Below are 12,075 nucleotides of genomic sequence, written 5' to 3'. Positions count from 1 at the left end.
CGTTGAGGGTGTGTAGCTGTAGCAAAAAAAAGGCACGCTACGTTGATCGTAGCGTGCCTTTAAAGCGTTTTATCTTTTATTGTTCACTTTCGTCAGTATAACGTTTGGCTTTGTAGACCGGATACATCAGGTTTTGCATAGAGAAAATGTCATCCAGCTCGCTTTCAGTCAGCAAGCCGCGCTCCAGCACAACTTCACGCACGCTTTTGCCCGTCTCGGCACAAATTTTACCCACGATATCGCCGTTGTGGTGACCGATGTAGGGATTGAGATAGGTGACGATACCGATAGAATTGAAGACGTAAGCCTCGCATACCGCTCTGTTAGCCGTAATGCCGTTCACGCATTTTTCCAGCAGGTTGTAGCAGGCGTTGGTCAAAATGCTGATTGATTCAAACAGCGCCTGGCCAATCACTGGTTCCATAACGTTGAGCTGCAGCTGGCCTGCTTCAGCCGCCATCGTGACGGTGGTATCGTTGCCGATGACTTTAAAGCAGACCTGATTCACCACCTCGGGCACCACAGGGTTCACTTTGGCGGGCATGATAGATGAACCGGCCTGAAGTTCTGGCAGATTGATTTCATTCAGGCCCGCGCGTGGGCCTGACGAGAGTAAACGCAGGTCATTACAGATTTTCGACAGTTTTACCGCCAGACGTTTCAGCGATGAATGCACCATCACGTAAGCGCCGCAGTCAGAGGTGGCTTCAATCAAATCTTCCGCAGGCACCACAGGCAGATTGCTGACTTCAGCTAAACGCTGCACCGCCAAATGTTGATAACCATCAGGGGTGTTCAAACGTGTGCCGATAGCGGTTGCGCCGAGGTTCACTTCCAGCAGCAGCTCGGCGGTGCGTAAGATGCTTTTGGTCTCTTCATTTAACAGAACGCGGAAAGCGTGAAATTCCTGGCCCAGCGTCATGGGCACCGCATCCTGCAACTGGGTGCGGCCCATTTTCAAAATGGTTTGAAACTCGACGGCTTTTCGTTCAAAGCCTTCGCCAAGCTGGCTGATGCCATCCAGCAGCTTAAGAATGGAACTGTAGACCGCAATACGAAAACCGGTGGGATAGGCGTCGTTGGTTGACTGGCATTTGTTGACGTGATCGTTAGGGTTCAGATACTGATATTCCCCTTTCTGGTGACCCATCAGCTCCAGCCCGATATTGGCCAGCACTTCGTTGGTATTCATGTTCACCGAGGTTCCCGCTCCGCCCTGATAGACATCTACCGGGAACTGATCCATACAGCGGCCTTTGTTTAATACCTCGTCACACGCCTGAATGATGGTATTAGCGATGTTACGTGGAATGGTTTGCAGCTCTTTATTCGCCATAGCTGCTGCTTTTTTTACCATTACCATGCCACGAACAAATTCGGGGATGTCACTGATTTTACTGTTACTAATGTAAAAGTTTTCAATCGCACGCAGAGTATGAACGCCATAATAGGCATCCGCCGGAACCTCGCGCATACCTAACAGGTCTTCTTCGATACGAATGTTGTTCGCCATGATAACCTTCTTGTTATTGCCGCTAACCATCACAGATGATGTGATTTATTTTGCCGTGGTGTACCAGAGCCGACATTTTAACCGTCTTCGAACTGGTGAGCACGATCATATTCTGATGCATCAAAAAAGCATTAATGCAGATCACTTCCTGATGCCGTCTTGTTAACGATATGTGATGTTGGTTACAAAATTAACCCCAAAGCAAAAATTTGGCAGGATCGGTTGAAATCGACGCATCGGATGCCCATCTCTTTTCATATCATCATTCAGATGAACGCTTTCTGCTACCCGACATGATGCCGGGTAGCCATAACTCACAGGAGTATTCGGTGCGCTGGTTACCGTTAGTGATCTTTTTCGTACTGGCCTGGATTGAAATCACCATCTTTATTCAGGTTGCGCATGTCATGGGCGTGCTGCTCACCATGCTGCTGGTGATTTTCACCTCATGTATTGGTGTGTCGCTGGTGAAGAATCAGGGCATGAAAAACTTTATGCTGATGCAAGAGAAGCTGGCTCGCAACGAAAGTCCGGCAAAAGAGATGCTCAAAAGCGTTTCGCTGATCATCGCCGGTTTTTTGCTGTTGCTGCCCGGTTTTTTCACCGATTTGCTGGGCTTGCTGCTGCTGTTACCGCCGGTTCAAAAACATTTGACCCTGAAGCTGATGCCACATCTGCGGGTATGGCGCGGGCCGGGGGCCGGACCTGACAGTGGCTACACCATGGATGGCGAATTCGAACGCAAAGAGAGCGATCGAATCGAACATCATGACGATCCAAAAGATCGTTAACAATGACGCGACAGAAATGTCGCGTTTTTTGTTTTTCGGACGGCCATTTTTTTACGCAAAAACGCCATTTTGTGCAAAAAAGCAGCACTCATCACGCTTGAGTAAAAAATTTGTTGTTGGGGCCCTTGAAAGCCGTTGGCTACGCCCCTACTTCTTCGGTCACAAGGCCGGTAGCCATGTAGCCCGGCGTTCAACCCAAAAATGAATGATTGGACTTCTCAAAGGAGAGCTATCAAATGAAAATTCGTCCATTGCACGATCGCGTTATCGTCAAGCGTAAAGAAGTTGAATCCAAATCAGCTGGCGGCATCGTTCTGACCGGCTCAGCAGCGGCTAAATCAACCCGCGCTGAAGTACTGGCTGTCGGCAATGGCCGTATCCTGGAAAGTGGCGAAGTGAAGCCGCTGGACGTGAAAGTGGGTGACGTAGTCATTTTCAACGAAGGTTACGGCGCGAAAACCGAGAAAATCGACAATGAAGAAGTGCTGATTATCTCTGAGAGCGACATTCTGGCAATTGTTGAAGCGTAAGTTTTACGCGTAATTCACTGAACGAAACGAATTTAAGGGATATTAGAAATGGCAGCTAAAGACGTAAAATTCGGTAATGACGCACGCGTAAAAATGCTGCGTGGCGTAAACGTACTGGCAGATGCAGTAAAAGTTACCCTGGGTCCAAAAGGCCGTAACGTAGTTCTGGATAAATCTTTTGGTGCACCGACCATCACTAAAGATGGTGTTTCTGTTGCGCGTGAAATCGAGCTGGAAGATAAGTTCGAAAACATGGGTGCGCAGATGGTTAAAGAAGTTGCCTCTAAAGCGAATGACGCGGCAGGCGACGGCACCACTACGGCAACCGTTCTGGCGCAGGCTATCGTTAACGAAGGCCTGAAAGCTGTTGCTGCCGGCATGAACCCAATGGATCTGAAGCGCGGTATCGATAAAGCGGTTATCGCTGCGGTTGAACAGCTGAAAACCCTGTCTGTACCTTGCTCTGACTCTAAAGCTATCGCTCAGGTGGGTACCATCTCTGCTAACTCCGATGAAAGCGTGGGTACGCTGATCGCACAGGCGATGGAAAAAGTAGGCAAAGAAGGCGTTATCACCGTTGAAGAAGGCACCGGCCTGCAAGACGAGCTGGACGTGGTAGAAGGTATGCAGTTTGACCGCGGTTACCTCTCTCCTTACTTCATCAACAAGCCAGAAACAGGCGCAGTTGAACTGGAAAGCCCATTCATCCTGCTGGCTGACAAAAAAATCTCTAACATCCGCGAAATGCTGCCAGTGCTGGAAGCCGTTGCGAAAGCAGGCAAACCACTGCTGATCATCGCTGAAGATGTTGAAGGTGAAGCTCTGGCTACGCTGGTTGTTAATACCATGCGCGGTATCGTGAAAGTGGCTGCGGTTAAAGCACCAGGCTTCGGCGACCGTCGTAAAGCCATGCTGCAGGATATCGCTATCCTGACTGGCGGTACTGTGATTTCTGAAGAGATCGGCATGGAGCTGGAAAAAGCAGCTCTGGAAGATCTGGGTCAGGCAAAACGCGTTGTTATCAACAAAGATACCACCACCATCATCGATGGCGTGGGCGAAGAAGCGACTATTCAGGGCCGTGTAACCCAGATTCGTCAGCAGATCGAAGAAGCAACGTCTGACTACGACAAAGAAAAACTGCAGGAGCGCGTAGCGAAACTGGCAGGCGGCGTAGCCGTACTGAAAGTTGGTGCAGCCACTGAAGTTGAAATGAAAGAGAAGAAAGCACGCGTTGAAGATGCTCTGCACGCAACCCGTGCTGCGGTAGAAGAAGGCGTGGTTGCTGGTGGTGGCGTGGCGCTGGTTCGCGTTGCAGCACAGCTGGTTGATCTGAAAGGCCAGAACGAAGACCAGAACGTGGGTATCAAAGTTGCGCTGCGCGCAATGGAAGCGCCACTGCGTCAGATCGTTTCTAACGCCGGTGAAGAGCCATCTGTTGTAGCTAACAACGTGAAAGCGGGCGACGGTAACTACGGTTACAACGCGCAGACTGAAGAATATGGCAACATGATCGACTTCGGTATCCTGGATCCAACCAAAGTGACCCGTTCTGCACTGCAGTATGCGGCATCTGTTGCGGGTCTGATGATCACCACCGAATGTATGGTCACTGACCTGCCAAAAAGCGACGCGCCTGACTTAGGTGCTGGCGCTGGCGGCATGGGTGGCATGGGCGGTATGGGTGGCATGATGTAATTGCCGTTGACTGCCTGAGTCACAGAGAACCCCCGATCGGAAACGGTCGGGGGTTTTTCTTTGGCAGAGAAAATAGTATAAGTACAATGGCTCGGCTTAACGGGATTAGGGCAATGAATGTTCAGAAAAAAGTGCGCTTTTCTGCTACGCTGCCACCCGACTCTGATGATAATAAATGGGGATTACAATGCGGATTAACCTCTTGCTCGGACTGACAGCTGGCGCGTTATTGCTGGCGGGCTGTAGCAGCTCTACTCAACTGAATGCCGGTGGTCAACGCGTAACGTTCACCGATCAGCAGCCTGGTAGTGAATGTCAGCTTCTGGGTAACCTTACTGGCTCACAAAGTAACTGGCTGAGCGGTGCAGGTGGTGAGACGAGTGCGCTGCGCGGTGCGGCAAACGATCTGCGTAATCGCGCAGCAGAAATGGGCGGAAATGTCATTTATGGCGCAACCAGCCCGACACAAAATCTGCTGTCCGCTTTCGCGCCACTCGACAGCAAAATGAGCGGCCAGGTCTATAAGTGTCCCTGAGCTAAGATTCGCCCAGGCGAATTGATTTGTTTCAGACGGCCGGCATCACGCCGGCCGTTTTTACTCCTGCCTTAACTGTAAATCCAGCGGCGTTTTACTCGGCTCTCCGCCAATCTCACGCGCCAGCTTAGGAACCAGATAGCCTGAGACGCGTGGCAGCAGATCGCGCACCAGCGCCCGCGCTTCTTCATCTGAGACAAAGAAATGCGCCGCACCCTGGACTTTATCCAACACGTGCAGGTAATAGGGCAGAATTCCGGCATCAAATAACGCATTGCTTAAGGTTGCCAGCGTTTGTGCGTTATCGTTAACGCCACGCAGCAAAACGCTTTGGTTAAGCAACATTACGCCCATGCGCTTTAGCTTGCGCATCGCATCGTGCAGATCATCGTCAATTTCCTGTGCATGGTTGATATGCGTAACCAGCAGCACCTGCAAACGTGTTTCGCTGAGCAGATCGCACAGTTTGTCGGTGATACGTGCAGGGATCACCACGGGTAAACGACTGTGGATGCGTAATCGTTTCAGATGTGGAATGTTCTCCAGCGCCGCAATTAACCACGCCAGTTCATGATCTTTAGCCATCAGCGGATCGCCACCAGAGAAAATAATTTCATCCAGTTCCGGGTGCGCGGCGATATAATCCAGCGCAGCCTGCCAGTTGCGCTTGTTGCCCTGGTTATCCTGATAAGGAAAATGGCGTCGGAAACAGTAGCGGCAGTTTACAGCACAGCCGCCTTTGACCAACAGTAACGCACGGTTTTTATACTTATGCAGTAAACCGGGCACAACGCTGCTTTGTTCATCCAGAGGATCGGTGCTGTATCCTGGCGCATCGATAAATTCCTGACGACGGGTCAGCACTTGCAGCAGCAGCGGGTCCTGTGCATCGCCTTTTTTCATTCGGGCAATGAACGCACGTGGGACTCGCAACGCGAAAAGGCGACGCGCATCTGCGCCCTGCGCCAGTTCAGCATGCTGTTCGAGTGCTAAAATTCGCAGTAATTCATCAGGTTCAGTGACAACATCAGCAAGTTGCTGCAACCAATCTTCTCTGGAAGGGGTTTTTAGGGTTACAATGTGTGCCATTTTTTTGGCTTAGTACCAGTATCAATTTTCGTAGAGGGCCTTCATGGCGACTTATTCTAGCAACGATTTCCGTCCCGGTCTTAAAATCATGTTCGAAGGCGAGCCATATGCCATCGAATCCAGTGAGTTCGTTAAACCGGGTAAAGGCCAGGCTTTTGCACGCGTTAAAATGCGTCGCCTGCTGACGGGTTCTCGCGTTGAGAAAACTTTTAAATCCACCGACTCCGCCGAAGGCGCAGACGTAATGGATACCAACCTGAACTATCTGTACAACGACGGTGAGTTTTATCACTTCATGCACCCGGAAAGCTTTGAGCAGTTCCAGGTTGAAGAGAAAACGGTCAACGATGCGGCGAAATGGCTGCAGGACAACGCCGAGTGTATCGTAACGCTGTGGAACGGTCGTCCAATCGCCGTTCAGCCGCCGAACTTTATCGAAGCTGAAATCGTTGAAACCGATCCAGGCCTGAAAGGCGACACCGCAGGTACCGGCGGTAAACCAGCCAAGCTGTCTACTGGCGCAGTGGTAAAAGTACCGTTGTTCGTTCAGGAAGGCGAAGTGGTCAAAGTTGACACCCGCTCTGGCGAATACGTGTCACGCGTAAAATAAGTGCCGCAGGCGCATCTCTGATGCGCCTTTTTCTTGTGTGAGTTGAAAAAATGAAAAAACTGGCAAAACTTGTCGCGTTCGCGTTGCTGGTCTCTTCCGCATTGAGCGCCTGCAATACTTTCCACGGCTTTGGCGAAGATGTCTCCCATCTGGGCGGCGCTATCTCACGCGCAGCGAATTAATTTCTTTTACTCTTTCCTTTTACGGTACTGGCAGCAGCAACGGGCCAAATTCCGGCTATGCTTAAAACGCTGTACTTTTACTGTAATCAACAAGGAAATAATCATGTTAAAGAAAAGTATTGTCGCTATCTTCTCTGTGCTGGTGCTCTCTTCACTGCTTTCAGCTTGTAATACCACGCGTGGCGTTGGTGAAGATGTGGAAGCGGGCGGCCAGGCTATTCAGCGCAGCACGCAATAATCTCAACCGGTACGAAACGCGGTTTCGTACCGGCTTTTTTCACTATCACTGCTTCACCCAGATTAAATCCTCCACCGGAAAACCTGCCCGACGCGCCTGATCGACTAACTTTTCTTTAACAGCGGGGTCAAGTTGCGGCGTACGCGACAAAATCCATAAATAGTGCCGGTTAGGGCCGCAAACCAGCGCGTAACGGTAATCTTCATCCAGCGCGATAACGTTATAGCCGCCATAGAATGGACCAAAGAAAGAAACTTTCAGCGAGGCGCGCTGTTTATCCCCGGTGAAATAAGCTTTACCGACGCTCTCCTGCCAACGCTGTTTTTGCGGATTGTAGCCACGATTAATCACCTTTAAGCCGCCATCTTCACGCGGACTGTAGTTTGCTGTGACCTGTTCCAGTCCACGTTCGAACCGATGATTAAGCCTGGCGATTTCATACCATTGACCGAGATAACGCTGGCTGTCGAAATTCTCGACGACGGTAACGTTCTTCGGCGGAGAGGTGCTGCAGGCTACTGAGAGAAAAGCGCCAATGCTGGCAGCGAATGTTTTCCATGGAGACATAAGCGATTCCTTTGTGATTTAACCGGTTAAGTATAGAAGGCCAAACGGCTTTTCGACCCCTCCCGACGTGAGATTGTTTGCCGCAGATATTGCAGGTAGACTTCCATCCCTTATTTGTATGAGGAGTCATCACCATGAGCGAAACGGCAAGCTGGCAACCTAGCGCATCCATTGCCAATTTATTGAAACGCGCCGCTATTATGGCGGAAATCCGACGTTTCTTTGCCGATCGCGGCGTGTTAGAGGTTGATACACCCGCCATGAGCCAGGCAACTATTACCGATATTCATCTGGTGCCGTTTCAGACACGATTTGTCGGGCCTGGCGCTGCGCAGGGGCGCGATCTCTGGCTGATGACCAGCCCGGAATATCATATGAAACGCCTGTTAGCAGCAGGAAGCGGGCCAATCTATCAAATGAACCGCAGCTTTCGCAATGAAGAGGCTGGGCGTCATCACAACCCAGAATTCACCATGCTGGAATGGTATCGTCCGCACTATGATATGTATCGTCTGATGAATGAGGTCGACGACTTAATGCAGCAGGTGCTGGAGTGCGACAGTGCGGAATCCCTTTCCTATCAGCAAGCCTTTATTCGTCATCTTGAAATTGATCCGCTGTCGGCTGATAAAGCGCAACTGCGTGAAGTCGCCGAGAGGTTGGGCGAGGGCGAACTGGCGCGGGCTGAAGAAGATCGCGATACGCTGTTGATGCTGCTGTTTATGCTGGGTGTTGAGCCGAAAATTGGTCAGGATAAACCCTGCTTCGTGTATCACTTCCCAGCCAGCCAGGCGGCGCTGGCGGAGATCAGCACCGAAGATCACCGGGTAGCAGAGCGTTTCGAGGTGTATTACAAAGGCATTGAGCTGGCAAATGGCTTCCGCGAATTAACTGACAGCCGTGAACAGCGTCAGCGTTTCGAACAGGATAATCGCCGCCGTGCAGCACGTGGCCTGCCGCAACATCCTGTTGATACCAATTTGCTGGACGCATTAGCGCATGGCATGCCAGCTTGTTCTGGCGTTGCGTTAGGGGTAGATCGATTGATTATGCTGGCGTTGAAAGCGACGTCGTTGAGTGAAGTTATCGCGTTCCCGGTCGATCGCTGTTAATCAAGACGGAGACCAACAGAAAAGTAGGTCTCTTTTTAGAGCGGTTGCAGAAACTTGCAGCCAGCGGAAAGCGTTTAGCGGTTTAGCCTGAGCCTTACTCGCTGTTGTCCGGGAATTCCTGAATCGTGACCGGTAGCGTCAATGTTTTATCGTTGCGCAAAATCTGTACGTCGATCACCGAGCCTGGGCGAATCTCTGCAACCTGATCCATGGTTTCCTGCGCTGATACGGCAGGTTTACCGTTCACGCTTAACAGCACATCATTAGCCTGGATGCCCGCTTTCTCTGCTGGCCCTTCCGGCGCAACCGCGCTGACAATAATGCCCTGGACGCGATCAAGATTGCTGCCTTGTCCGTGAAGGGGAGGAATTTCCCGGCCCGTAATACCGATAAAGCCGCGAATAACGCGGCCATCGCGGATCAGCTTATCCATGATTTTTGTGGCCAGCGCCGTAGGAATCGCGAAACCAATTCCTTCCGGCGTTTCTCCGTCGTTACTTTTATCGAAGGTTAACGTATTGATGCCCATCAACTCGCCCAGTGAGTTGATTAACGCTCCACCGGAGTTGCCCTGATTGATTGAGGCGTCGGTTTGCAGGAAATTTTGCCGACCTGATGAACTCAGGCCCACACGGCCGGTTGCGCTAATAATGCCTTGCGTCACAGTCTGACCGAGATTATAGGGATTGCCGATCGCCATCACCACATCGCCGATATGAGCTAATCGTTTCGGATTGATAGGAATTACTGGCAAACTTGACGCGGTAATTTTCAGCACCGCCAAATCGGTCATTGCATCTGAACCTACCAGTGTGGCTTCAAAAAAGCGCCCATCCTGCAAGGCTACAATGATCTGATCGGCATTATTAATGACGTGCTTGTTGGTGAGAATGTAGCCTTTTGCGTTCATGATAACGCCAGAGCCCAGCGTGGTAATACCACGATTATTACTGCCATGCGCGCTGCGGTTATAAACGTTAACAACAGCAGGCACAGCACGACGCACACCCTGGTTAAAACTAAAAGGCGTTTCGTCGTTGCTGTCATCTTGAATATGCAGGGCGTCGCTGCCCATACGCAGTGCAGGTAAGGCCACGAGTAAGATACCCGCCACAATCAGGCCCAGCACTACAGAACGCAAAAGTTTAAGAAACATGGTGTTAAATCACGCCAGGGGAGATCGCTGGGGAGAATAACATGAGAGCGGCGGACACACACGCGCTTGTGTCCGCCTTAATGAGAGGTTTATCTCAACAACAGATAGATACTTTCATCGCCACGCACGACATTCAGCGCCAGAACAGGCGGTTTGCCGTCCAGCACCTTGCGCATTTCAGCAATAGACTGAACGCGATTACGATTAACGCCAACGATCACATCATCTTTTTGCAAACCGACCTGCTCAGCAGGGGTGCCTTTTTCGATGGTATCAATTTTCACGCCTTTATCGCCGGTTTTGGTCTGACCATCGCTCAGCGTAGCGCCTTGCAGTGCCGGAGACATGAGCTGGGCACTGGCAGTGGTTTGCGCGCTTTGCTCCAGCGTCACGTTAAGCGTTAAAGGCTTACCTTCGCGCAGCAGGCCCAGCTTGACTTGCTCGCCCGGTGGCGTTGTACCGATTTTAACGCGCAGTTCAGCAAAGCTGCTGATCGGTTTGTCGTTCACTGACGTAATGATATCGCCAGATTTAATCCCGGCTTTCTGAGCGGCTGACTGAGGCAGAACTTCCGAGACGAATGCGCCACGCTGAGCATCAACGTTAAAAGCTTTCGCCATATCAGCGGTCATTTCAGTGCCTTTAATGCCCAACTGACCACGCTTCACTTCGCCAAATTTGATCAGCTGCTGCGCAAGGTTCATCGCCATATCGCTTGGGATTGCAAAGCCGATGCCGATGTTGCCGCCGCTTGAGGCCAGAATCGCGGTGTTAATACCAATCAACTCGCCGTTCAGGTTCACCAGCGCACCGCCTGAATTTCCCCGGTTAATCGCGGCGTCAGTCTGGATAAAGTTTTCCAGTCCTTCCAGATTCAGGCCGCTACGGCCAAGCGCGGAGATAATACCTGAGGTTGCGGTTTGACCGAGCCCAAAAGGGTTACCAATCGCAACGGCGAAATCGCCTACTTTTAGCTGATCTGAATCCGCGATTTTTATCTGCGTCAGGTTTTTTGCGCCTTCGATTTGGATCAGCGCGATGTCGGTTTGCTCATCATGGCCAATTAATTTGGCGTCATATTCGCTGCCGTCACCAAGTTGAACATTAATCTTATCCGCGCCGTTAACCACATGGTTATTCGTCAACACGTAACCTTTGGCGGCATCGATAATCACGCCGGAGCCGAGACCTTCAAACGGCTGCGGCTGTGCATTGCCGCCAGGCAGCTGGCCGAAGAAGCGTTTTAACGGCTCGGGAATGTCCTGTTCCTGAGCCGCTGTCTGGGTGCCTTCGACATGAACGCTAACCACGGCGGGCAGCACTTTCTCCAGCATCGGTGCCAGGCTTGGAAGCGGCTGTCCCTGAATTTGTGCTGGCAGTGTTGCCATCGCAGTTGGCGCGGCGGCAAGACTCATCCCAATACTCAAGGCTAATGCGCTAAACAGTCGTGCTTGTTTTTTCATTGCTACAACGCTCTCGCTGCAAAAAGTGGGGGAATAAAAGAGTGTGACAGTCGTTTGAGGTCAGGGTTCGCAAAAACAGAGGGCGCAGTATTGCTGCGCCCCAAAAAGATTAATCGCGTGCTGCTCGCTCACCGCGCAACAAACCGGAAGCGCCTTCCGAATAGTCGCGTGGTATCTGAACCGGCGCCTGGTCGTTATCAGCTTCCGCTTCGGTAAGTTGATAAGCAAACGGATTTTTTTCGCCCGGCAGATTCGGCAACAGATCGTTTGATCCTTTTGCCATGTGTTGATAAAGCTGGCGATAGTCGCGCGCCATGTTATCCAGCAATTCTGCGCTTTGCGCAAAATGGTTAGTCAGTTCCTGGCGATAATCTGCCAGTTCAGCTTTCGACTTTTCCAGTTCATATTGCATGCTGCGCTGCTCACGCAATTTCTTGTTGCCGAAACGCATTGCAACCGCGCCGACAATAATACCAACCACTAAACCAATTAGCCCGTATTCCCAGGTCATAATGACTCCCATGTAATTTCCGTTGTTCCGTCCGTTGTACCGTAGGGCAGTGCACCTTTCCAATAACAGCCACTATACCC

The 12,075-nt window shown here is 51.1% G+C and carries 14 protein-coding genes; 8 read left to right on the top strand and 6 right to left on the bottom strand.

Annotated elements, in window-relative coordinates; genetic code table 11:
• Positions 1-76: 76 nt before the first annotated feature.
• Positions 77-1,513 (bottom strand): aspartate ammonia-lyase, encoded by a 1,437-nt coding sequence (gene aspA / locus O3W44_RS10875; RefSeq protein ID WP_269293077.1) that lies wholly within the window; start codon positions 1,511-1,513, stop codon positions 77-79.
• Positions 1,514-1,842: 329 nt separating this feature from the next.
• Between aspA and O3W44_RS10870 the strand changes: the two genes are divergently transcribed.
• The 4 genes from O3W44_RS10870 to O3W44_RS10855 all read left to right on the top strand — a co-directional run bounded on the left by O3W44_RS10870 (position 1,843) and on the right by O3W44_RS10855 (position 5,067).
• Positions 1,843-2,304, top strand: coding sequence for an FxsA family protein (locus O3W44_RS10870; protein ID WP_269294421.1), 462 nt, complete (start codon positions 1,843-1,845; stop codon positions 2,302-2,304).
• Positions 2,305-2,540: 236 nt separating this feature from the next.
• Positions 2,541-2,834 (top strand): co-chaperone GroES, encoded by a 294-nt coding sequence (locus O3W44_RS10865; RefSeq protein WP_193405239.1) that lies wholly within the window; start codon positions 2,541-2,543, stop codon positions 2,832-2,834.
• 48 nt (positions 2,835-2,882) lie between these two features.
• Positions 2,883-4,532 carry a chaperonin GroEL gene (gene groL, locus O3W44_RS10860; RefSeq protein ID WP_269293076.1) on the top strand — a complete coding sequence of 550 codons (1,650 nt, stop codon included), beginning with the start codon at positions 2,883-2,885 and terminating at the stop codon, positions 4,530-4,532.
• 187 nt (positions 4,533-4,719) lie between these two features.
• The gene (locus tag O3W44_RS10855) at positions 4,720-5,067 is read left to right on the top strand and encodes a DUF4156 domain-containing protein (protein WP_269293075.1); all 348 of its coding nucleotides are present in this window, start codon (positions 4,720-4,722) and stop codon (positions 5,065-5,067) included.
• A 60-nt stretch (positions 5,068-5,127) separates the two neighbouring features.
• On the opposite strand, the gene epmB is transcribed toward O3W44_RS10855, so the two are convergent.
• Positions 5,128-6,156, bottom strand: coding sequence for an EF-P beta-lysylation protein EpmB (gene epmB / locus O3W44_RS10850; protein ID WP_269293074.1), 1,029 nt, complete (start codon positions 6,154-6,156; stop codon positions 5,128-5,130).
• A gap of 43 nt (positions 6,157-6,199) precedes the next feature.
• Here epmB and efp point away from each other — a divergent pair, with 43 nt between their 5' ends.
• From efp to O3W44_RS10835, 3 genes are all read left to right on the top strand, one after another.
• The gene (gene efp, locus O3W44_RS10845) at positions 6,200-6,766 is read left to right on the top strand and encodes an elongation factor P (protein WP_269293073.1); all 567 of its coding nucleotides are present in this window, start codon (positions 6,200-6,202) and stop codon (positions 6,764-6,766) included.
• Between the two features lie 50 nt (positions 6,767-6,816).
• A complete protein-coding gene (locus O3W44_RS10840; RefSeq protein ID WP_269293072.1) occupies positions 6,817-6,948 on the top strand; it encodes an entericidin A/B family lipoprotein in 132 nt (43 codons plus the stop codon).
• A 103-nt stretch (positions 6,949-7,051) separates the two neighbouring features.
• Positions 7,052-7,186 carry an entericidin A/B family lipoprotein gene (locus O3W44_RS10835; RefSeq protein WP_193405233.1) on the top strand — a complete coding sequence of 45 codons (135 nt, stop codon included), beginning with the start codon at positions 7,052-7,054 and terminating at the stop codon, positions 7,184-7,186.
• Between the two features lie 45 nt (positions 7,187-7,231).
• Here O3W44_RS10835 and O3W44_RS10830 read toward each other — a convergent pair whose 3' ends face one another.
• On the bottom strand, positions 7,232-7,753 hold the full coding sequence (locus O3W44_RS10830; protein WP_269293070.1) for a lipocalin family protein: 522 nt from the start codon (positions 7,751-7,753) through the stop codon (positions 7,232-7,234).
• 134 nt (positions 7,754-7,887) lie between these two features.
• On the opposite strand from O3W44_RS10830, the gene epmA reads away from it, so the two are divergent.
• Positions 7,888-8,865, top strand: coding sequence for an elongation factor P--(R)-beta-lysine ligase (gene epmA, locus O3W44_RS10825; protein ID WP_269293068.1), 978 nt, complete (start codon positions 7,888-7,890; stop codon positions 8,863-8,865).
• 94 nt (positions 8,866-8,959) lie between these two features.
• Here the strand turns inward: epmA and degS are convergent, their stop codons facing one another.
• The 3 genes from degS to zapG all read right to left on the bottom strand — a co-directional run bounded on the left by degS (position 8,960) and on the right by zapG (position 11,995).
• A complete protein-coding gene (degS, locus tag O3W44_RS10820; protein ID WP_269293067.1) occupies positions 8,960-10,021 on the bottom strand; it encodes an outer membrane-stress sensor serine endopeptidase DegS in 1,062 nt (353 codons plus the stop codon).
• An 89-nt stretch (positions 10,022-10,110) separates the two neighbouring features.
• A complete protein-coding gene (degQ, locus tag O3W44_RS10815) occupies positions 10,111-11,484 on the bottom strand; it encodes a serine endoprotease DegQ (protein WP_269293066.1) in 1,374 nt (457 codons plus the stop codon).
• 109 nt (positions 11,485-11,593) lie between these two features.
• A complete protein-coding gene (gene zapG / locus O3W44_RS10810; protein ID WP_269294420.1) occupies positions 11,594-11,995 on the bottom strand; it encodes a Z-ring associated protein ZapG in 402 nt (133 codons plus the stop codon).
• Positions 11,996-12,075 lie beyond the last annotated feature (80 nt).

This window comes from Pantoea sp. LMR881 (genome assembly GCF_027157825.1).
GTDB lineage: Bacteria > Pseudomonadota > Gammaproteobacteria > Enterobacterales > Enterobacteriaceae > Pantoea > Pantoea haifensis.
Note: the sequence above shows the minus strand (reverse complement) of the source record. Positions and strands in the feature narration are given on the sequence as shown.